The sequence below is a fragment of the Nocardia jiangxiensis NBRC 101359 genome, assembly GCF_000308615.1.
In the GTDB taxonomy this organism is placed as follows: domain Bacteria; phylum Actinomycetota; class Actinomycetes; order Mycobacteriales; family Mycobacteriaceae; genus Nocardia; species Nocardia jiangxiensis.
Genome location: NZ_BAGB01000026.1, coordinates 82,448 through 102,154, shown reverse-complemented (window position 1 = coordinate 102,154; position 19,707 = coordinate 82,448). Strand labels below are relative to the sequence as shown.

At 68.5% G+C, this 19,707-nt stretch carries 19 protein-coding genes; 7 read left to right on the top strand and 12 right to left on the bottom strand.

Going from position 1 to position 19,707, the window contains the following annotated elements; genetic code table 11:
- The first annotated feature begins 93 nt into the window (after positions 1 to 93).
- The gene (locus ON40_RS08460) at positions 94 to 1,791 is read left to right on the top strand and encodes a nitroreductase family deazaflavin-dependent oxidoreductase (RefSeq protein WP_040820322.1); all 1,698 of its coding nucleotides are present in this window, start codon (positions 94 to 96) and stop codon (positions 1,789 to 1,791) included.
- 2 nt (positions 1,792 to 1,793) lie between these two features.
- On the opposite strand, the gene ON40_RS08455 is transcribed toward ON40_RS08460, so the two are convergent.
- A complete protein-coding gene (locus tag ON40_RS08455; RefSeq protein WP_040820411.1) occupies positions 1,794 to 2,672 on the bottom strand; it encodes a VOC family protein in 879 nt (292 codons plus the stop codon).
- A gap of 362 nt (positions 2,673 to 3,034) precedes the next feature.
- On the opposite strand from ON40_RS08455, the gene ON40_RS08450 reads away from it, so the two are divergent.
- On the top strand, positions 3,035 to 3,883 hold the full coding sequence (locus ON40_RS08450; RefSeq protein ID WP_083895494.1) for an IclR family transcriptional regulator: 849 nt from the start codon (positions 3,035 to 3,037) through the stop codon (positions 3,881 to 3,883).
- Positions 3,884 to 3,896: 13 nt separating this feature from the next.
- Here the strand turns inward: ON40_RS08450 and ON40_RS08445 are convergent, their stop codons facing one another.
- From ON40_RS08445 to ON40_RS08435, 3 genes are all read right to left on the bottom strand, one after another.
- Complete coding sequence (locus tag ON40_RS08445) at positions 3,897 to 4,562, bottom strand: class I SAM-dependent methyltransferase (protein ID WP_040820319.1); 666 nt, start codon at positions 4,560 to 4,562, stop codon at positions 3,897 to 3,899.
- A gap of 68 nt (positions 4,563 to 4,630) precedes the next feature.
- On the bottom strand, positions 4,631 to 4,993 hold the full coding sequence (locus ON40_RS08440; protein WP_051192843.1) for an MmcQ/YjbR family DNA-binding protein: 363 nt from the start codon (positions 4,991 to 4,993) through the stop codon (positions 4,631 to 4,633).
- Between the two features lie 57 nt (positions 4,994 to 5,050).
- Positions 5,051 to 5,962, bottom strand: a complete 912-nt coding sequence (locus ON40_RS08435) for an LLM class F420-dependent oxidoreductase (protein WP_040820314.1) — start codon at positions 5,960 to 5,962, stop codon at positions 5,051 to 5,053.
- Between the two features lie 154 nt (positions 5,963 to 6,116).
- Here ON40_RS08435 and ON40_RS08430 point away from each other — a divergent pair, with 154 nt between their 5' ends.
- The gene (locus tag ON40_RS08430; protein WP_040820312.1) at positions 6,117 to 8,429 is read left to right on the top strand and encodes a LuxR C-terminal-related transcriptional regulator; all 2,313 of its coding nucleotides are present in this window, start codon (positions 6,117 to 6,119) and stop codon (positions 8,427 to 8,429) included.
- Positions 8,430 to 8,432: 3 nt separating this feature from the next.
- On the opposite strand, the gene ON40_RS08425 is transcribed toward ON40_RS08430, so the two are convergent.
- Positions 8,433 to 8,954 carry a DinB family protein gene (locus ON40_RS08425; RefSeq protein ID WP_040820310.1) on the bottom strand — a complete coding sequence of 174 codons (522 nt, stop codon included), beginning with the start codon at positions 8,952 to 8,954 and terminating at the stop codon, positions 8,433 to 8,435.
- Between the two features lie 125 nt (positions 8,955 to 9,079).
- Here ON40_RS08425 and ON40_RS08420 point away from each other — a divergent pair, with 125 nt between their 5' ends.
- The gene (locus ON40_RS08420) at positions 9,080 to 10,111 is read left to right on the top strand and encodes a glycoside hydrolase family 172 protein (protein WP_051192837.1); all 1,032 of its coding nucleotides are present in this window, start codon (positions 9,080 to 9,082) and stop codon (positions 10,109 to 10,111) included.
- Positions 10,112 to 10,139: 28 nt separating this feature from the next.
- On the opposite strand, the gene ON40_RS08415 is transcribed toward ON40_RS08420, so the two are convergent.
- Positions 10,140 to 11,144 (bottom strand): GlxA family transcriptional regulator, encoded by a 1,005-nt coding sequence (locus ON40_RS08415; protein WP_040820309.1) that lies wholly within the window; start codon positions 11,142 to 11,144, stop codon positions 10,140 to 10,142.
- Positions 11,145 to 11,215: 71 nt separating this feature from the next.
- Here ON40_RS08415 and ON40_RS08410 point away from each other — a divergent pair, with 71 nt between their 5' ends.
- On the top strand, positions 11,216 to 12,661 hold the full coding sequence (locus tag ON40_RS08410; protein ID WP_083895493.1) for an MFS transporter: 1,446 nt from the start codon (positions 11,216 to 11,218) through the stop codon (positions 12,659 to 12,661).
- Here ON40_RS08410 and ON40_RS08405 read toward each other — a convergent pair.
- From ON40_RS08405 to ON40_RS08390, 4 genes are all read right to left on the bottom strand, one after another.
- On the bottom strand, positions 12,622 to 13,092 hold the full coding sequence (locus ON40_RS08405; protein WP_040820307.1) for a thioredoxin family protein: 471 nt from the start codon (positions 13,090 to 13,092) through the stop codon (positions 12,622 to 12,624). The genes ON40_RS08410 and ON40_RS08405 overlap by 40 nt on opposite strands.
- Before the next feature lie 100 nt (positions 13,093 to 13,192).
- Positions 13,193 to 13,723 carry a hypothetical protein gene (locus ON40_RS08400; protein WP_051192835.1) on the bottom strand — a complete coding sequence of 177 codons (531 nt, stop codon included), beginning with the start codon at positions 13,721 to 13,723 and terminating at the stop codon, positions 13,193 to 13,195.
- A gap of 139 nt (positions 13,724 to 13,862) precedes the next feature.
- Positions 13,863 to 15,341, bottom strand: coding sequence for an FGGY-family carbohydrate kinase (locus ON40_RS08395; protein WP_040820304.1), 1,479 nt, complete (start codon positions 15,339 to 15,341; stop codon positions 13,863 to 13,865).
- 225 nt (positions 15,342 to 15,566) lie between these two features.
- Positions 15,567 to 16,412: a glycoside hydrolase family 32 protein gene (locus ON40_RS08390; RefSeq protein ID WP_040820303.1), complete on the bottom strand. Its 846-nt coding sequence runs from the start codon at positions 16,410 to 16,412 to the stop codon at positions 15,567 to 15,569.
- 98 nt (positions 16,413 to 16,510) lie between these two features.
- On the opposite strand from ON40_RS08390, the gene ON40_RS51735 reads away from it, so the two are divergent.
- Positions 16,511 to 16,687, top strand: coding sequence for a hypothetical protein (locus ON40_RS51735; protein WP_157186233.1), 177 nt, complete (start codon positions 16,511 to 16,513; stop codon positions 16,685 to 16,687).
- Positions 16,688 to 16,690: 3 nt separating this feature from the next.
- Here the strand turns inward: ON40_RS51735 and ON40_RS08385 are convergent, their stop codons facing one another.
- Complete coding sequence (locus ON40_RS08385; protein ID WP_040820301.1) at positions 16,691 to 17,173, bottom strand: hypothetical protein; 483 nt, start codon at positions 17,171 to 17,173, stop codon at positions 16,691 to 16,693.
- Positions 17,174 to 17,317: 144 nt separating this feature from the next.
- Between ON40_RS08385 and ON40_RS08380 the strand changes: the two genes are divergently transcribed.
- Positions 17,318 to 18,199 (top strand): alpha/beta fold hydrolase, encoded by an 882-nt coding sequence (locus ON40_RS08380; protein WP_040820299.1) that lies wholly within the window; start codon positions 17,318 to 17,320, stop codon positions 18,197 to 18,199.
- Positions 18,200 to 18,288: 89 nt separating this feature from the next.
- Here ON40_RS08380 and ON40_RS08375 read toward each other — a convergent pair whose 3' ends face one another.
- Positions 18,289 to 19,347, bottom strand: coding sequence for a putative endonuclease domain-containing protein (locus ON40_RS08375; protein ID WP_245567714.1), 1,059 nt, complete (start codon positions 19,345 to 19,347; stop codon positions 18,289 to 18,291).
- Positions 19,348 to 19,707 lie beyond the last annotated feature (360 nt).

Genomic DNA, 19,707 nt, shown 5'->3' with positions numbered 1-19,707 from the left:
CAGCATACCTTGCCACTATACCGATCGGTGTACTACCCTCCCGTTACACCGATCGGTCTACCCGCGGGTGACCGCAGACGAGGGAGCACGACGATGGCGAATCCGCACGACCCCCTGCCGCTGCCCTGCGGGCAGACACTGCCCAACCGGATCATGAAATCCGCGCTAAGCGAGGGACTGGGCAGCGCGGACCTGGCCCCGGACGAACGCTTGCGGCGGCTCTACAGTCGTTGGAGCACAGGCGGTTTCGGCCTGATCGTCACCGGCAACGTGATGATCGACCGGACACAGCTCGGCGAGCCCGGCAACGTCGCGATCACCGACGACCGGGACCTCGATGCGCTGACCCGCTGGGCGAAGGCGGCCAAGGAGGGCGGCACGCCGATCTGGATGCAGCTGAATCACCCTGGGCGGCAGGCCAATCCGCTCGCCGGGCGACACCGTCCCGTCGCTCCCTCGGCGATCGCGCCGTCCATACCCGGCATGCCGACGCCGCGGGCGCTGAGCGAGGACGAGATCGTCGAGCTGATCGAGCGATTCGCCACCGCCGCCCGGGTGGCCGAGGCCGCGGGGTTCGACGGGGTGCAGGTCCACGGCGCGCACGGATATCTCGTCTCGCAATTCCTCTCGCCGCTGTCCAACCAGCGCACCGATGCCTGGGGCGGGGACGCCGCACGGCGGATGCGTTTCGCCCTCGAGGTGGTGCGGGCGATTCGCGGCGCGGTGCGGCCAGGCTTCGCGGTGGCGGTGAAACTCAATTCCGCCGACTTCCAGCGCGGCGGATTCAGCGAGGCCGAATCGCGAGGCGTACTCGAGGCGCTCGCCGCCGAAAGTCTGGACCTGCTCGAAATCAGCGGCGGCAGTTACGAATCCCCGGCCATGATGGGACGTCCGCGCCAGGCCGCGAGCACCCGGGCCCGCGAGGCGTACTTCCTCGAATACGCCGAGACGGTCCGGCATTCGGCGGGCGCGGTGCCGCTCGCGGTCACCGGCGGTTTCCGGTCGCGGGCGGCGATGTCCGCGGCGATCGAATCCGGAGCGTGCGATGTCGTCGGCATCGGCCGGCCGACGGCCGTACTGCCCGACGCCGCACGCGATCTGCTGGAGGGCCGCACCGATGTGCTGCGCACGCCGGCCATCTCGCTGGGGCTGCGCGGACCACTCGCCCGCAGCGGCGGTCTCAAATCCTTCGACGGCGCACTGGATCTGCAGTGGCACACCGATCAACTGCATCGGCTCGGCGCCGGACTGAATCCGGATCCGGCCCGTTCCCCGTGGCGCACGGCGCCCACGATGGTGCGGCGCAACGGAATCGAGGCGCTGCGGTCCCGGCGCGGCGGGTCCGGATCGCGCCCCGACCCGCTGGCTCGCAAGTTCGCCGTCGAACGCAATATCGGTCGGTACGTGGTGAATCCGCTGTTCCGCAACCTGAACCGGATCGGGATCCGGTCGAGTTTCGCGACCGAACTCGAGACGATCGGCCGCAAGTCCGGACAGCCGCGCCGGGTCCCGGTCTCGGTCCGGTTCGAGGACGACGGCGCCTGGATCATCTGCCAGCACGGCCTGCGCTCGGGTTGGGGCAACAATGTCGCCGCCAACCCGAATATCCGTCTGCGTCAGGGTAACCAGTGGCGTACCGGGATCGCCGAACTACGTCCCGAGGACGATGTCGTCGCCCGCGCCCGCGCCTTCGCACCCCATCGACTGCTCGCCCCGCTCACCGCCGCCGGGTTCGCCGCCCTGCAGACCACGCCGGTCTCGGTGCGCGTGACGTTCACCGACGACCGGTAACCTCACTCCCGCACCCACTCGTGACCCCAGTAGCTGTCCGCGGTCATCTCCTCGGCGACGTAGTCCGGACCGACGAGCATTCCATCACAACCGAATTCGAGATCCCAGCCGCCCGGTGTGCGAACGTAGAAGGAGATCATCTTGTCGTTGGTGTGCCGTCCGAGCGTCGAGGACAGGTGATATCCCGATGAGGTCACCCGATCCAGTGCCCGGCCGACGTCGTCCAGCTGATCCACCTCGACCATGATGTGCACCAGACCCGGCCCCGGCGACGGATTTCCGGGAATCAGCGCGAGACTGTGATGCCGCGGGTTGACCCCGAGAAAGCGGATCCACAGCGGATGCTCGGGCGGGCCCACCCGGAACGATCCGCGGGCGGCGAAGCCCAGGACCTCGGCGTAGAACCAGCGGGCGGCTTCGAGATCCGGCACCGGAAGCACAACATGTCCCAAACCCATTGCCCCGCTGACGAATCGGTTGCCGAACCGGGACAGCACCGGAGTATGGTCCAGCAGCGGACCGTGGAACACCTCGACGCTCAGCCCGGACGGATCGGCGAAGGCGATCGCCTCCTCCACATGCCGCGACCGGGCCTGCGCGGGCGTGAGCGTGGTGACCGCGACGTCGGCCTTCTCCAGGACCTCACGCACCAGCGCCAGGGATGTCGCATCGGCCACCTGCCACCCGACCGCGAGCACCTCGTCGCGCTCACCGGGCACCAGTTCGAGCCGGTAGGTGTGCTCGTCCATCCGTAGATAGATCGAATCCGCGGCGGGACCGTGCCCTTCGGCGAATCCGATGGTCTCGAAGGCGAACGTGCGCCAGGCGTCCGGATCGGTGATCCCGATCCGGACGTAGCCGAGGGAACTGAAGGCAGCCACTGTGATCACTCCTTGGGTGTTTCCGGGGATTGCGCGCGTTACCGATGCTCACCGCCCGGCATGCTCACCGGGGCCGACAGTCCCGCTGGACGGGAGAACGACGCCGCCCGGCCGCACGCGGGACATCGCAAGCCACCGCGCTTGCGCCGAAAAGACATATAGCCGACGGTAATCGGAACAGCTCGGCGTGCTCGGTGGTCAATACGTAGCCCCGGTGACCGGGACGAATCGGTAGAAGATACGTAGTTCCACCGATTCGCCGTTCCCCGCGAGAGTCCACTGTGACTGGTAACACGAGTATGCAACCCGAACATGCCCAGTCCACATACTTCGAGACTGCATATGAGCCAACGGAGGAACATATGACCGTCACCGCGCTGCCCGTCACCGAACGCGCCGTTCCTGCCCGAGGCCACGCGAGCGATTCCGACCGGCAGCCCACACGCGCCGCGACCCGGCCGATCCCGGTGTCGATGATCGAGCGGATGACGCTGATCCTGGACGTGTTCGACGCCGCGACCCCGACGCTGACCCTGGTGGAAATCGTTGAGCGGACCGGACTTCCGCGATCGACCGTGCACCGGATCCTGGATCAGATGATCCGGCTGCGCTGGCTTGCGCACACCTCCGGCGGCTACCGGCTGGGCATGCGCACCCTGGAACTGGGCGGCCTGGCCGCCGATCACAACGAGACCCGCGACGCAGTCGGCCCACTGCTGCACGAACTGGCCCAACGCACCGGTCTGGTCGGTCATCTGGCCGTACTGGACGGCCGCGAGGTGGTGTACCTGGACAAGGTCGGCGGCCGGTTCGCCGCCGCACTGCCGACCCGCCTCGGTGGCCGGATGCCCGCGCACGCAACGGCTCTGGGCAAGGCGATGCTCTCGACGCTGGAGCCGCCCATCGCCGAATCGGTGGTCCGGACCCGTCCGGCGCGGCTGACCGCGCGCACGGTCTGTGAGCCCGACGCACTGCGACGCGAACTCGAGCGCATCCGGCTTCGCCAGGGCGTGGCGATCGACCACGAGGAGGCGATGGCCGGAATCGCCTGTGTCGCAGCGCCGGTGCGTGTGCGCGGTGCGGCCCCCGCGGCGCTGTCCCTCACCGGTCCGGCCGATGCGATGGGGTTCGATCGGCTGGCCCGGGTCGTGCTCGAGGTCGCGCACGAGGCCGGACGCGCCCTGTTCCCGAGGCGTGCGCGAGGACGCTAGTCCGGGCGCGGATTCAGCGTCGCGCGATCCGCGCCACCCAGGCCGCGGTCTCCACATTCCCGTCCGCGTCGGCCCGCACCCCTTCGAGGGCTTCCGGCGACAGGACCGCGGTGATCCGGCCGCGATAGCGCGCGGGCTGTAGATCCTCCAATTCCCATCCCTCGCCGAATGATTCGCGAATCATGCCGTCGCTGATCCGCGGCCCGAAGCCGGGCTCGGCATCGGAGAGCGCCAGCAGCAGGACTCGACCGCCCGGTGCGCACAGCGCGTGCAGGGCCTGCACATAGGCGGCCCGCGCCTGGGGGTCCTCCCGGAAGACGTGGAACAGCGCACTGTCCAGAATCGTGTCGAAGACGCCGAGTTCGGCCGCGAGGCCGGGATCGCCGCCGATCGCGACCATATCGGCGAGTTCGAATCGCGCAGCGGGCACACCCTTGTTCGCGGCATTGGCGCGCGCGTAGGCGACCGCGCTGGGCGAGAGATCCACGCCGAGCACGTCGTAGCCGAGGGCGGTCAGTGCGATGGTGTGCTCACCGGCACCGCACCCGGGATCCAGGACACGACCACGGATCCAGCCCTCCCGTTCCAAGGCCAGTACCTGCGGCTGCGGCTCGCCGATCACCCAGGGGGCGGTGTCGTTGTCGTAGACGGTGTTCCAGATCTCTGCGGACTGTGTCATGAGTCCAGCCTGCAACCTCAACCCCGGTAGAGGTCAACCGATCTCGGACCGAATTGTCGCCGGTCGGTTCAGAGCCTGTTCTCGGCCAGCCAGCGCTCGGCCCGCGTCGCCGAGGCCCGGGACAACCAGGCATCCTGCACGACCTCGCGCAACTCGTCCAGGCGCAGTTCGCCGAGCCGGCCCGCCCGGACCAGGACCGAGGAATGCCCGTCGAAATGCGTGGTGCTGAACCAGGGCGACTCCTGATCCTGCACCAATGCCAGCTTGTCGGACTCGGACGGAACCCAGATCACGATCACGTCCGGATAGCGGTCCCCGGTGTCCGGATCGACCGCGTCCGGGCGCGGGGTCCGGAAGAAGATGAACGACTTGCGCCCGACCTGATAGATCGGATTCTCCTGCGGACCGTACTCGACCGTGACGTGCGGCATGGCCAGCGCCAACTCGTGCACGTCCTCGACCCGAGCGCGCCGTGATCGGGGCACGGGTCAGTCCGCCAGCCCGGTGAGCAGGGCTCGGGTGCGGACCGCCTCCTCGCCGCCGACGAAGATCGCGCCGACGAATTCCGTGGCGCCAGCGTGGAAGATGGACCGAATGCGTTCGGCGACATACTCTTCCGAACCGATGATGGCCAGATCCGCCGGGCCCTCGGCGCCTTCGCGATCCATCATCGCCCGGTACGAGGGCAGCGAACCGTAGGCGGCGTAGACCTTGGCCGCCCGCTCCCGGGCGGCGTCCACGTCATCGGTGACGCAGACCGGCAGCGGGCACACCACGCGCGGTGCGGGGCGTCCCGCCTCGGCCGCCGCGGCGGTGATCGCCGGTGCGACGTGATCGCGAACGGTCGCCGGACCCGTCATCCACAGCACGGTGCCGTCGGTGACCCGGCCCGCGAGTTTGAGCATCGCCGGACCCATCGCGGCCAGCAGCACCGGCACCGTTCCCTCGTTCGGCACCGACAGCGCCAGATTGGCCTTCACCGTCTCGCCGGCGAAAGAGACCGGCTTGTTCTCCAGCAGCGGCATCAGCACCGACAGGTACTCGCGCATGTGCCGGGCCGGGCGCTCGAAGCTGTACCCGAACATGTTCTCGATCACGATCTTGTGCGACAGGCCGAGACCGAGCGTGAGCCGCCCGGGGCCCACCGCGAGCGCGGTCGTGCGCGCCTGCTGGGCCAGCGCGCCCGGATGACGCGGATAGCTCGGCACGACGGCGGTGCCGATATCGATCCCCGGCACCTGACTACCCGCGACGGCCAGCGCGGTGAGCGCGTCCACGCCGAAGATGTGCGTCATCCAGGCGGAGTTGAAGCCCTCGTCCGCGGCGCGGCGCAGCTCGTCGGTCAGGCCGCGCAAGCCCTCGGGCCCGGTCGGTTCGTTCAACAGGATGCCGATACGCACAGCGGGCCTCCTCGGTCGTGGGATGCTTCTCGCTCGTGGTCGGCACCGGCGCCGACCACGCATCGGCAAGCCTATGCCCGCCGGATCGGCGGCCCGCAGCCGGTTCGCCGCGAGGTCGATTCGAGCGATCCGGGCACGCGCTAGTGTGGCGGATATGGCGCGGCGTGTCAGCGGGAACCTTCCCGCCGAGGTCACCAGCTTCGTCGGCCGCCACGACGAACTGGCCGCCGCGAAGCGTCTGCTGTCGACCACGCGAGTGCTGACGCTGCTCGGGCCGGGCGGCGTCGGCAAGACGCGCCTGTCGCGTCAGCTCGGCGCCTCGGTCGGGCGGGCCTTCCGCGACGGGGTCTGGCTGGTCGAACTCGCCGACGTGCGGGATCCGGATCTGGTGACGCTCAGCGTCGCCGAGGCGCTGCACCTGGGCGACGACACCAGCGATCCGCTGCCGCGACTGCTGAAATTCCTCGCCACCCAGCGGATGCTGTTGGTCCTGGACAATTGCGAGCACCTGATCGACGCCTGCGCCGAACTGGTCGAGCGCATCGTCACCGCCACCCCGGCGGTGCAGGTGGTCGCGACCAGCCGTGAGGTGCTCGGTATCGCGGGTGAACAGGTGATGCCGGTGCCGCCGCTGCCGGTCGGTGGCCAGCGCCGCGGATGCGAGGAGCCGGGCGGCGACAGCGATGCGGTGCGGCTGCTGGTCGAACGGGCCGGCGCGGTCGATCCCGGTTTCACCAGCACCACCGCCAACCGCGCGACGCTCGCCGCGATCTGTCGTCGCCTGGACGGAATGCCGCTGGCACTCGAGTTGGCGGCCTTGCGTTTTCGCGTCTTCACCCCCGCGCAAATCCTGGACCGGCTCGACGACACGATGACTCTGCTCAGCGCCGGTCCGCGCACCGCGCCACACCGCCAGCAGACCATCGACGGCGCGATCCGCTGGAGCTATCAGCTGTGCACCGACGCGGAACAGACTCTGTGGCAACAACTCTCGGTCTTCGCCGGTGGGCTGGACATCGATGCCGCGGAGGCGGTATGCGCACTGTCCGCCGAGGGGCAGGATCTCGTCGGCGCGCTCACCGGACTGGTCGACAAATCGGTGCTGCTGCTGCGTCAGGACGACGAGAAGGCCAGATATTCGATGCTGGAACCGATTCGGCAGTTCGGCCACGACCGGCTGATCGAATCCGGCACGGAGGCAGCCGTGCGGGCGCGCCATCGCGACCACTATCGACGGCTGGCATTGCGCGGACCGCGCGCCTACTGCAGCTCCGAGGATGTGGCCTGGTTCCGGGACCTGTCCCGCGAACACGCGAATCTTCGTTCGGCCCTGCAGTTCTCGATGTCCGATGCGCCGCGCCTGGCCCTGGACACCGCCACCGCGCTGCGCCCGTACTGGGAGCACTACCGGTTCCTGTCCGAAGGACGCCGCTGGCTCACCGACGCCCTGATGCGCACCCCGACGACGCCCTCGCGCGAGCGGGCGCGCGGGCTGTCCTCGGCGGCCTCACTCGCCGCGCTGCTGTCCGATCGCGAATCCGCGGCCGGATTCGTCGAAGAGAGCCTGGCGCTGGCGACGGAACTGGGCGCGGCAGACGTCCTGGCCGAGAATCGGCTGGACAGCGCCTTGATCGCATTCACCGACGGTGACACCCGGCGGGCGCTGACGATGGCCGAGCAGGCCGCCGCACTGGCCCGCGATGCCGGGCACACCACCACCGAGATGGACAGTCTCTCTTTCGGATTCATGTGCGCGACATTGCTCGAGGACGACCGGTCGACCACGATCGCCGAAACTCTGCGAGCGTTGACCGAACGGCACGGCGTGCACCTGCTGGGTGGTCTGGCGCTGTGGACGGTCGGGGTCGATCATTGGCGGCACGGCAATCAGGAGGCGGCCGCGGCGTACATGAGTCGCGCGGTGGAGATGTTCGCCGAATTCGACCGATGTATCTGGCTGGCCTCGGCATTCGACGGTATGGCCTGGTCGGCGGCGGCCCGCGGCGATATGGTGCGCGCGGCCCGGCTGATGGGCGCGGCGCAGACCCTGCAGCGCGACACCGTGCGCCTGGCCCACGCCATCGCCACCGCGGTCGGCGAGAAGGTGCGTGTCCAGGTCCTGGAAGAATTGGGCGAGAAGGGATTTCGCGAGGCGTACGACAGCGGTGCGGCCCTGTCGCTGCCCGCCGCCATCGACTACGCGCTGGGCCGCACCGCCGCCCCCGCGCAGACCGAGCCGAAACCGTTGCGCGCCGAACCGGTCGACGATGCGGCCGTCGACGTGCTCACCCGCCGGGAGAAGGACGTCACCCGGCTGGTCGCGGCCGGTCACAGCAATAAACGCATCGCCGCGGATCTGGTGATCTCGGTGCGCACCGCCGAAACCCACGTCGAGCACATCCTGACCAAACTCGGCTTCACCTCCCGCACCCAGATCGCCGCCTGGGCCCGCGATCACGGTCTGTGAAAGTTATTCGCCGGTCACGCCGTCGATCCGTTCGCGCAGCAGGTCGGCATGGCCGTTGTGGCGGGCGTACTCCTCGAGCATGTGCAGGTAGATCCAGCGCAGGCTGATCTCGCGACCCGTGCGCGGGTGGACGAAGGTGTAATCCAGCGCGAGTGGGGCGACCGCGGCGTCGCACTGGTCGATCTCGCTGCGGTACAGCGCGAAATCGTGTGCCGCGTCGGCGGTGTCGACGTCGTCGAAATCGCCGTCCTGGTTCTGCTCGGTGGTGTGCTGGTACGGCACGTCCTGCCCCGCCGCACGTTTGCGGAACCAAGCTCGTTCCACCTCGGTCATATGCCTGACCAGGCCCAGCAACGTCATCGAGGACGGTTCGACACTGCGGATCACCAACTGTTCGGCGGTCAGGCCACGGCATTTCCACAGCAGCGTCGCACAATGGTGATCGAGCCTGTTCTGCAGCATCGAACGCTCGTCTCCCACCACGAGCTGCGGGGAACGCACTGTCTCCGGGGCAGTCCACGTCATCCCTCGAGGCTAAGCGGCCGGTCGTCGAGGCGAAACCGAATTCCGTGGCACCCCGACGCGCCGAGCGCGGACCACCGGCGGAGCCGATCCACCCCCGCGGCCACCGACGGCATGCAAAAATCGCAATGGTGCACGAGATATGGCGGATCGATCAGGCCCGGACCCGCTCCATCAGCCCGGAGAACCCGACCGGTGCACCGGGCGGGGGCGGGCGCGCGACGGAGGGCACCGGCGCGCATGCGGCCGCGGAGCTGGGCGTCGGCTGGAAGATGTCGCCGTCGATAGATCTGCCGCCCGGCGAAACCGCCACCCTGGCCGACGTTTCCGGCCCCGGCGTGGTCCGGCACTTCTGGCTGACCACCGACCGCTCGGTGCTGAACGAGATGACGCTGCGGGTGTACTGGGACAACGATGCCGAACCGGCCGTCGAGGTGCCGCTGGGATCGTTCTTCTGCAACGCCTGGGAGGAACTGGCACAGGTGAATTCGGAGATGGTGGTGGTCGCCCCGGCGGGCGGGCTGAACAGCTTCTGGCCCATGCCGTTTCGCGCGCACGCCCGCTTCACCCTGCACAACGGCGGCGATCGCTCGGTGCCGGTCTATTACCAGATCACCTATCTGGAAGAGGATGTGCCGCGCACCGCGGGCTATCTGCACGTGCGGCGGCGGCACAGCAATCCACTGGGCAATCCGGCGATTCACACTGTGCTGGAGGATATTCCGGGACCGGGTCGCTACGTCGGCACCTATCTGGCGATCGTGCCCAACGCGCCGGGCTGGTGGGGTGAGGGCGAGATGAAATTCTATCTCGACGGCGACACCGAATACCCCACCATCTGCGGCACCGGTACCGAGGATTTCTTCGGCGGCGCATGGAATTTCGACATGCAGGACGCCTACCACACCTACTCCACGCCCTATCTCGGCCTGGTGCAGGTACTGCCGCCGGATCAGATCTACCAGCCGCAACAGCGATTCGGCATGTTCCGCTGGCATGTGCGCGACCCGATCTGCTTCGACCGGAGTCTGCGCGTCACCCTGCAGGCGCTCGGCTGGCGGGATGGCGGCCGGTATCTACCGTTGGAGGACGCCGAGGTCGCGACCACCTCCTGGTGGTATCAACACCGGTCGGTCACCGGGCGACGCCACCGTCTCTGAATCGGAATCCGCTGCCCAGCAGTGTAATTCACGATCCGGAGTCGGCGGTGACCACCTCGTGCCGGTGGGACCGGTGCGAGCGCCGGTACTCGCTGGGCGAGATGCCGACCTCCCGGCCGAAGTGCGCGCGCAGGTTGGCCGCGCTACCGAGGCCGCAGCGTTCGGCGACGACGTCCACCGAGAAGTCGGTGGCCTCCAACAACTCTCGCGCCCGGATCAACCGCTGGGTGAGCAGCCACCGCAGCGGTGTCGCACCGAGTTCGGCATGGAAACGCCGGGCCAGGGTCCGCTCGCTCATCCCGGCCCGCTTGGCCAGATCGCCGACGGTGAGCGGAGTGTCCAGCCGTTCCAGCGCCCATTGCAGGGTCGCGGTGAGACCGGGATCGGTGGCCTGGGCGGGCACCGGCGCGGCCAGGAATTGGGCCTGGCCGCCCGCGCGATGCGGCGGGACGACCAGATTCCGGGCGACAGCATTGGCGATGCGGGAGCCGAGATCCTTGCGGACCAGGTGAATACACAGATCCATCCCCGCCATCGTGCCCGCGCTGGTGAGGATGCGGCCGTCATCGATGTAGAGCACCGACGGGTCGACGTCCATGCCGGGAAACCGGTCCAGCAGCACATCGACGTGCTTCCAGTGCGTGGTCATCCGCCGGCCGTCGAGCAATCCCGCCGCGGCCAGTACGAAGGCTCCCGAGCACAGCGCCACGATCCGCGCCCCGCCCGCATAGGCCGCGCGCACGGCCTCGACCAGTTCGGCGGGCGGATCCTGCCGGACGTTCGGCGTGCTGGGGACGATCACGGTTCCGGCGGTGAGCAGGTCGTCGTAGTCGTAATCGGTGAGCGTGACGAACGGATCGCGCAGTGTCGCATGACGAGTCCCGCGCGGACCGCACAGCCGCAGGTCGTACCAGTCCGCTGCGTCGACGCCGGGCGGCGGTTCGAAGAACACCTGATACGGAATCGCCACCTCGAACATCGGCTGTCCGGGAGCGACGGCGATGGCGATGGTCCGCTCGCTACGATCGATCATGTCGGTAATCTAGCGCATATTGTCGATTCAGCCACTGGTTGACGTTCATTCGTGACGGGATAGTTGCACCCATGACTGTTTCCGCCAGTGTCAATGGGCCTGCACGAGTCGAGTTCGTGCCCCCGTCCGCATCATCGCGCCGATGGCGGGTGCTGGCGGTCGCGGCCGTCGCCCAATATCTGGCCATCCTGGATCTGTTCGCCGTCACGGTCGCCTTCCCCACCCTGCAGACATCCTTCGGCCACGCCTCGGCGAGCACGGTGTCCTGGGTGCTCAACGCCTACACGATCGTCATGGCCGCGCTGCTGGTTCCCGCGGGGCGTCTCGCGGACGACACCGGCCGCAAACGCGGATTCCTGCTCGGCATAGCGCTTTTCGGGCTGTCCTCGATCGCCTGCGCGGCCGCGCCCGGTCTGGGCGCGTTGATCGCCGCCCGCATCGTGCAGGCCGTGGCCGCGGCGCTGCTGGTACCGACCGGTCTCGGACTCGTACTGCCCTCGTTCGACAGGCGCGAACACCCGACCGTGATGGGCATCTGGACCGCGATCGCCGCCGCGGGCGCGGGCAGCGGACCGGTGATCGGCGGCCTGCTGCTGCAGGCGGGCTGGCGCTGGATCTTCCTGCTCAACATCCCGTTCACGGTGGCGGCCTTCGTATTCGGGCTGCGTGTACTGCCCGATATTCGCGGGCAGGCGGGACGGAAACTCGACATGTTCGGCGCGGCACTGATTCTCGCCGCCATCGCCGCCCTGACCACCGTCTTCGTGCAGGCATCGGACTGGGGATACACCTCGCCCGCCACGATCGGCACGCTGCTGGCCGCGCTGGCGCTGGCAGGCGTGTTCGGCTGGCACGCGCGACGTCACCCGGATCCGGTCGTGAGCCCGGCAGTCCTGCGGCACAAGCTGTTTCGCATCGCGACGGCCGGAGTGTTCGCCTACTACCTGGCCTTCGCCGCGCTGATCCTGGAGGGCACCCTGTTCCTGACTCGGCAGTGGCACTACTCGCAATTGGCCGCGAGCCTGGGCATCGCGCCCATCCCGATCAGCTGCCTGCTGCTCTCACCGCTGTCCGGACGCCTCGTGGCCCGATTCGGTGCGCGGACCTGCGCGGCGCTGGGTGGGGCGACCATCGCGCTGGGCGCGGCATGGTGGACCGTCACGGCCGGACTCACCACGTCGTATCCGATCATGTTCCTGCCCGGCGCGATCCTCGCGGGGGCGAGTACAGCGCTGTTGCAACCGCCGTTGTTCGGCGCCTCGGCACTGCTGCCCGCCGATCAACTCTCACTGGGTTCGGGGACGTTGATGATGGCGCGGCAGACCAGTTCCGCACTGGGCGTGGCGATTCTGACCGCCATTCTCGCGCGGGCGGCCGTTCCCGGACTCGTCGACTATCGCGCCGGGTGGATGTACATGGTCGCGGTCGGTCTGCTCGCTGCCGTGGCCGGGCTGGCGTACCGGCCCGAGGCGCGGGCTCAGCTCACCGCGGCGGCCCGCAGCCCCGGCCAGCCGTAAAGGCGCGGTCCGTCGGCCAGTCCGGCGATCGGATGCTTCTGCTGAGCCAACTCCGGGGCCTGCGCGAGTTCCGGATTCTGCTTCACCAGCTCGCGGCGAACCTCGTCCATGTCCAGCCACATGATCTCCTGCACAACGTTTTCCAGTTGTTCGGAGGTCTTGAAACCGGGCTCGGCGTAGACCGGCAGGCCGTCGCGGAAGGCCAGCAGCATCGGCAGGCTGCTGACCTGCGCGACGGCCGCCAACTGCTGTTCGACGTCGGCATCGACGGTGGCGTGCACGATATCCGGGTGCATCCGCGCGGATTCCTCGTATACCGGCGCGAATCTGGTGCACCACCCGCACCAGGTCGCCCAGAAGTCCACCAGAACGATGCCGCCGCGAGAGACGACCTGCTGGAAATTCTGCTGATTCAGCGCCTGCGTAGGCATGCGGCCCTCCCGATATCACAACTCGCCTGCATGGCATCGGATTCTTCCACGAAACCCCGGCCACGTCACTGTCCGGGACACGCGCCCCGGATCACTCGGTTCACACCGCGTGAGCTGCGACCCGAGGTGCGCGAGTTCCGGTCCGCCCCAGCGCGGCTCGCAGCAGCCGCACATAGCGGTTCCAGCGCGCCGGGGTGCGCACGGATCCGGTGAGTTCGAATTCGGCGCGATCGAGCAGGTCCTCGATCAGCGCATCGTGCAGCCAGCGCACGGCCAGTGGCCAGAGCAGCCGGAACCGGCCACCGCCCCGGGCCGCCAACTGGTGGACCAGCAGCGTCTCGCCGTCGGCGTCGAGGATCAGGAATTCATGGCAGCCCTCGACGTCCGTCGAGCCGAAGACACTGTCGAATCGGCAGTTCAGCCACCTGCCCGGCTGATATCCCTGCACCGTGTAGCGGACCACGCCGTGGCCTCCGGACGCGCCGACCGACAGCGGCCGGTCCAGGACCAGGGGCGGCCAGGAGTCGCCGGGCCACAGTGCGTCGTGCGGACCGGCGAGTGTGTCGAGCAGAGCTCCCGCCTGCGCGGCAGGCACCGGAATGCGGCAGGTGTGGATATTGAGCACGGCCATCGTGAATCACCCTCTCGGCCGGACCCGCGGGTCGCGGCCGGTCTCGATATGGAATGTTCCCTCTATATCGAATTAGAGCATACATTCCATATCGATGCCATGGCGATGGCCGTGAGCCGGGACACGCGGTGAGCGAGAGTCAGCTCGAGGCGGTGCGATGCTGCTCGGCGGCGAGGAAATGCGCTGTGTCGCTGGTGGATTCGTAGAGTGCGCGATAGTGCCGGTAGTACCGCCCATACAGTTCGGTGTGCGCCGGATCCGGATCGACCGTGGTGACCACCGGATTCCACTGGGTGGTGTCCACCCCGGCCGCCTCGGCGGCGAGCATGGCGTCACCGAGGCAGGCGCCGACGGTCTCGGCCGGGAGCTGCTGCGGCAAGCCGGTGATATCGGAGACGATCCGCGTCCACAGACCGCCCTTGGTGCCACCCCCGACCGCGACCAGCCGGTGCGCCTGGCCACCGGCCTCGGCCATCGCCTCGAGATTGTGGCGCACGCCGTAGCCGATGCCCTCGAGCGCCGCGCGATAGAGCTCGGCGCGACCGTGCGTCAACGTCAGGCCGGCGACGATGCCGCGAGCGTCCGGATCGAACAGCGGCGTGCGCTCACCGGCGAAATAGGGCACCACGATCAGCCCGCAACTGCCCGCCGGAACCTGGCCCGCCTCGGCGACCAGATCGGTGAAATCCCCGCCGACCAGGCGGCGCAACCAGTCGGTCACCGCGCCGGAGGTGGCCATACCGGCCGCGAGAGTGTATGTGCCGGGCCAGGTTCCGCACGTGCCCCACAGACCCGGATGCGGATGCGGATCGGTCAGCACCTGCACCAGGAACATGGTGGTGCCGTACATGACCATGGCGTCTCCGGGCGCGCGCACCCCGACACTGGTGGCCTCGGCCCAGGCGTCGATCGTGCCGGTGGTGACGGGCAGACCGACCGGAAGTCCGGTCGCGGCGGCCGCGGTCCGGCTCACCTGCCCGACGATCTCGGTGGGCCAGCACAATTCGGGCAGTTCGAGTCCGGGCGCGACCGAATCCGCCCAGTCCGTTGCCCATTCGCGGCGGCGCAGATCGTACATCGGCACGCACTGGCTCGCCGATTGGTGATCGAGCACATAGCGACCGGTGAGCCGGTGCACCAGAAAGGAACTCGCCATCAACAACATCCGGGTGCGGGCGTAGATCTCCGGCTCGTGCCGCGCCAGCCAGCGCACCTTGGGTCCGACGGCCTGGCTGGTGAGCGGCGAGCCCGCACGCGAAAGTACCTGTTCCGCACCAAATTCCGCGTTCAGTTCCGCGATTTCGGTGGTTGCGCGAGTGTCCACGCCGTAGAGGATGGCCGGACGAAGCGGAGCTCCCGTGGCGTCGGCGGGCAGCAGACACGGGCCGATACCGCTGACCGCCAGCCCGCGAACCGATTCCGGCCCCGCGGCATCGAGCAGTTCCCGTGTGATCGCGACGAAATCGGCCCACCACACCGCCTCCGCATCGTGCTCGACCCACCCGGGCCGCGGCGTCGAAACACCGTGCACCCGTTCGGCTCTGGCCGCGATCGTGCCATCTGCGGTAACCAGCACGCCCTTGGAGCCGGAGGTGCCGATATCGATCCCTAGAAACATCAGCGCTCCCTTCCTCGCATGCCCGGACACATCGTCCCGCTCCCGCGCCGATCAGTCGGCCGACGCCACCAGAATTACAGGTCCACGGCTCGGTCGGCCGCAATTCTGTCGAACTCGGCGCAGATTGCACCTCGAGGGATTGCGCGCACCCGCCTTCGGCTTGCCTACCGAACATTGGGACGAATCCCACACGCCCAGGTATATCGAGACGGCCCCGGCGCTCGTTCAGGTCGGGTCGGCGAATTGCAGGGGTGCGATGTGCACGCCCCCCTGGCCCCAGCCCGCAGTCGTGATCCACCATTCGCCGTCGTCGGTGACGATCTCGGCGGCGTGGGCCTCGATGTGTCCGACGCGGTCCTGGACGCGGAAGTGCAGCGGATCGGAGCTGAGGAACACGTCGGTGCCGATGTAGTCGGGGCGCGGGCCGACGAACAGATACCAGAAGTCGTTGTGCCGCACCACGAATGGGGATTCGGTCGGTCCGGCGCCGGTGCCGGTGGCCGGATCGGTGTAGGCGATCGCGCGATCGCTCCAGTGCACGAGATCGGTGCTGGTGCGGTAGGCGACCACGTGGTTGCCGCCTGCCGGCTCGCTGGTCGCGCAGTAGTACATCACCCAGCGGTCATCCAGACGCAGCACCATCGGATCGCGGGCGTCGTAGCCGTCGCGGAACAGCGGGCCCTGCGGATGACGCGTCCACTGCCGCAGATCGGTGGAAGTCGCCAGATTCATCGCGGTCCCGGTGCGGTCCGCACCGCCGCCGTCGTAGAACATGGCGTAGCCCGCGCCGCCGTCGACGACGTACGGGGCCCACAGATGCGTCTCGCCGTACTCGCGGTCCACATTCAGCGCGGGCGGCTGCTTCGTCCACGGACCCAGCAGATGTTCGGCGGTCGCGTGCGCGAACTGCGTCTCGTCCCACGGATCGGCGGGCTCGGGGTGGGTGATCCCGAACAGGTGCCAGAGCCCGGTCCCATCACGAATCACGGTGTGGTCGTTGACATACCACGGATGCGTCTCGCCGTCACTCGGATCGTAGATACGCCGGAAGGAGCCTGCGGTCACCTGCATACGGCTACCGTGCCGCCTCCGCCGAACGCGTACACGCCGACACGCCGTCGCCCCGGGGGGTGGGGAGAAATCCGCGCTCGTTCGGGTACCCGGTCAGCATGGCAGGACATCCGCGACGGACCGCGTTCCTGGGAACGCTGATGATGCTGGTCGCCTTCGTCACCGGTCTGTGGGTGCACGAACTGCCGACGACGGCGCTGCGGGTGATCGCGTACGTTCTGCTGTTCCTGTTCGCCGCCCTCGGATTCGTGCTGAGTTTCCGCGACTACTCCTGATGCTCAACGTCTGCGGATCAGACCGGCGAAACCCGCCCCCATCAGCATGAATCCGGAGATCAACGCGAATCCGTTGGTGACCCAGGAGTGCAGCGCCACCTGCCAGGTGGAATCGATCGACGGTAGATCGCCGATCAGTCGGAAGGTGTCGTCCGGGAACAGGATGTGCAGAATCCCCGGGAACACGCCGTACACCAGCCCGGCCGCGAAGGTGCCCGCCGGGGAGAACGCCGCCATTGCCGCCACCAGCATCAATATCACCGAACCGACGATGATCTCACCGGCCGCGGTCCAGCGGTCCGTGACACCGCCGATGATCACCCAGTACCGGATATCCGCACCGCCCTTGGCCGCGAAGGCGATACCGATCGGCGTCACCACCAGCCCGATCAACACACCGATCACGGTGCGGCCGGTTACGCCATGGCTCTGGAACTGCGCACCGGGCGGCGCCCAGCCCGGGGGTGACTCGAACTTGTTCGGCATCGCCCGTCCTCCCTGCTCCCGCGGTGCTCGAGGGCTCATCGCCTCTGCCGCACCCATTGTCGCGCCCGGCGCCTGAATTATCCTCGCGGACGCCGAAATCCTTTGTGCGACGACTCGCCGGGTTGCGGACGGTTAGCATCGGATATGCCCGATGCGATCTCACAGCCCCCCGACATCGCCGGAGTGCGCCGCAGCCACATCACCGCCCGCGGTGTGCGATTCCACGTCACCGAGGCGGGCCCGGCCGAGGGCCGCCCGGTCCTGGCATTGCACGGCTGGCCCCAGCACCACTACGCCTACCGGCACCTGCTCGCCGACCCGCCGCCCGGACTGCGGATCATCGCGCCGGATCTGCCCGGCTACGGCTGGTCCGGACCGGCGCCGCACCGCTGGTTCAAAGAAGAGGTCGCCAGTGATGTGCTGGCGCTGCTGGATTCGCTGACCTCCGACCGCACGCTACTGGTCGGTCACGACTGGGGCGGGTACATCGGATTCCTGATGGCGCTGCGCGAACCCGAGCGGTTCTCCGGATTCGCGCCGCTGAACATCGTGCACCCCTGGCAGACCCCACGCACCCTCGCACCGCACCTGTGGCGATTCCTGCTGTACCAACCTCTCGTCGCGGCACTGGGCATGCCACTGCAACAGCACACTCCCTTCCTGAACCAGCTGTTCCGGCTCGCGGTCGCCGACTCCACCGAATTCACACCGGATGTGGTGCACGCCTACACCGATCGTTTCCGCGATCCGATCCCCGCTCGCGCGGCCACCGACACCTACCGCACCTTCCTGCTGCGCGAGGTCCCCGCCCTGCGGCGCGGTGAACGACGTCGCGCCACCCTCCCGATCCGCGCCCTGTTCGGCACCGCCGACGGCGCCATCCATCGTTCGCTGGCCGCCGCCGAAACCGCCGACGCCACCGATTACACCGTCGAATACGTCTCCGGCTGCGGACATTTCATCCCCGAGGAACGTCCCGGCCTGGTCCGGGCGCACCTGCTGGCGCTGGCCGCCGAAACCGCCTGAACGCGAGAGCGCGACCCCGGCTCGGGCGGTTGTCGCCGCCCGAGCTGCCGCCGTGCCGGTGTGTCTTCCGGTGCGAATACCGCTGTCGGTCAGAGACTTCGGATCATCAAGGGTCTGGGCTCGGGTAGGGAGGAGCGGCGGATGTGTCCGTGCGGGCGTTGCCGGCCGATGCGGGTCAGTGCGGCGCGGAAGCGGGCGGCCACCGCGGCGGTGGGCAACTCGTCCCAGGTCCAGCGGATGACGTGAAACCCCGTGCTGCGCAGGGCATCCTCACGTCGGCGCTCGGCCGCGGCGGTGTCCGCCGGATCGTGCCCGGGGTGTGACCGGCGGCCGTAGCGAGTGCGGCCGTCGAACTCGCCGACGACGCCGGTGTCACCGAAATAGAAGTCGACCCGGCCCAGGAATCTGCCCTCGGCGGTGAAGACGTCGCCCTGCGACTGCGGTATCGGCAGACCGAGTTCGCGCAGCATCACCCGGCTGCGCGACTCGCCGACGCTCTCGCTGTGCGGATTCAGGAAGTTCGCCACCTGCCGTGCTCGATCGATACCCCGACGCCGACCGGCGGCCGCCAACTCCACATCGAGATCGGCTGCGGTGACACCGTATTCACGAGCCAACCAGTCCCCCGCGACGACCGCGGACTCGAACGGAACCGTGCGACCGAGATCGACGATGGTGCGCGCGGGGGTGCTCAGTACCAGACCGCCCACCTCGGCCACGGCGTCGATCGGCGCGCAGTGCACCTTCAGATCCGGTTTGATCCGACCGCCGTTGCGCCGGTTACGGGTGACGCACAGGCGGTCCATCGGCGCGGCCCAGATCGGCGCGCCGTAGAGCGCCGCCGCCGACTGGTGACTCACCACCGCGTCGGCCGCCATGTCCGGCAATACCGCCGCGGCCAGAATGCGATGGCGGGCAACCACATCCAGTTCGGCGTAGACCGCCTCCTCGGAATAGATCCCGCGCCGCAGCCGCCGCCACCGCCCACCGGTGCACATTCGGCGGATCTGATCGTCGGTCACGCCTCGGGCGAGCGCGTCGCGCCGCCGATGGATCCGGGCCTGCTCGGCGGATGCCGAACACGGCTGCGCGGCGGCGTTGTAGTCGTACGGCGCGGCGGCTTCTCCCTCATCGTCTCCCGCGATCACAGGGCTGATCGGTGGACGATATCCAGGACTCGCCGACAACCCGGCGGGACGAGCCGGCCGATCGCCCGGACGCGGGCCCGATCCGGAACCGAATACCGGATGCAACCTCGTGACGCTCATCGGAGATCGGTCTCCGGGCGCGAGCGCCGCGTGGGGCGCGAGGTGAACCGCTCACAGAGCTCACCGTGCCGGAGGACGGGGCGTACCCGCGGTGTGCGAGAGCCGATTCCGTTCCGCCACGAGGTGCGGCAACCTGGACAATTCTTCACGCTCGAACCTCCCCATACGAATTGAGTCGAACCGGGTTTGTTCTAGTTCGACGCGAGGTGGCTCGATCCGGTTCCATAAGTCATTTGACCA

What these genes read in the sequence shown, in the direction of transcription:
- ON40_RS08460 (WP_040820322.1), top strand. Translation starts at nt 94, where the DNA reads ATGGCGAATCCGCACGACCCCCTGCCGCTGCCCTGCGGGCAGACACTG.
- ON40_RS08450 (WP_083895494.1), top strand. Translation starts at nt 3,035, where the DNA reads ATGACCGTCACCGCGCTGCCCGTCACCGAACGCGCCGTTCCTGCCCGA.
- ON40_RS08445 (WP_040820319.1), bottom strand. Translation starts at nt 4,562, where the DNA reads ATGACACAGTCCGCAGAGATCTGGAACACCGTCTACGACAACGACACC.
- ON40_RS08440 (WP_051192843.1), bottom strand. Translation starts at nt 4,993, where the DNA reads ATGCCGCACGTCACGGTCGAGTACGGTCCGCAGGAGAATCCGATCTAT.
- ON40_RS08430 (WP_040820312.1), top strand. Translation starts at nt 6,117, where the DNA reads ATGGCGCGGCGTGTCAGCGGGAACCTTCCCGCCGAGGTCACCAGCTTC.
- ON40_RS08425 (WP_040820310.1), bottom strand. Translation starts at nt 8,954, where the DNA reads ATGACGTGGACTGCCCCGGAGACAGTGCGTTCCCCGCAGCTCGTGGTG.
- ON40_RS08420 (WP_051192837.1), top strand. Translation starts at nt 9,080, where the DNA reads ATGGTGCACGAGATATGGCGGATCGATCAGGCCCGGACCCGCTCCATC.
- ON40_RS08415 (WP_040820309.1), bottom strand. Translation starts at nt 11,144, where the DNA reads ATGATCGATCGTAGCGAGCGGACCATCGCCATCGCCGTCGCTCCCGGA.
- ON40_RS08410 (WP_083895493.1), top strand. Translation starts at nt 11,216, where the DNA reads ATGACTGTTTCCGCCAGTGTCAATGGGCCTGCACGAGTCGAGTTCGTG.
- ON40_RS08405 (WP_040820307.1), bottom strand. Translation starts at nt 13,092, where the DNA reads ATGCCTACGCAGGCGCTGAATCAGCAGAATTTCCAGCAGGTCGTCTCT.
- ON40_RS08400 (WP_051192835.1), bottom strand. Translation starts at nt 13,723, where the DNA reads ATGGCCGTGCTCAATATCCACACCTGCCGCATTCCGGTGCCTGCCGCG.
- ON40_RS08395 (WP_040820304.1), bottom strand. Translation starts at nt 15,341, where the DNA reads ATGTTTCTAGGGATCGATATCGGCACCTCCGGCTCCAAGGGCGTGCTG.
- ON40_RS08390 (WP_040820303.1), bottom strand. Translation starts at nt 16,412, where the DNA reads ATGCAGGTGACCGCAGGCTCCTTCCGGCGTATCTACGATCCGAGTGAC.
- ON40_RS51735 (WP_157186233.1), top strand. Translation starts at nt 16,511, where the DNA reads ATGGCAGGACATCCGCGACGGACCGCGTTCCTGGGAACGCTGATGATG.
- ON40_RS08385 (WP_040820301.1), bottom strand. Translation starts at nt 17,173, where the DNA reads ATGCCGAACAAGTTCGAGTCACCCCCGGGCTGGGCGCCGCCCGGTGCG.
- ON40_RS08380 (WP_040820299.1), top strand. Translation starts at nt 17,318, where the DNA reads ATGCCCGATGCGATCTCACAGCCCCCCGACATCGCCGGAGTGCGCCGC.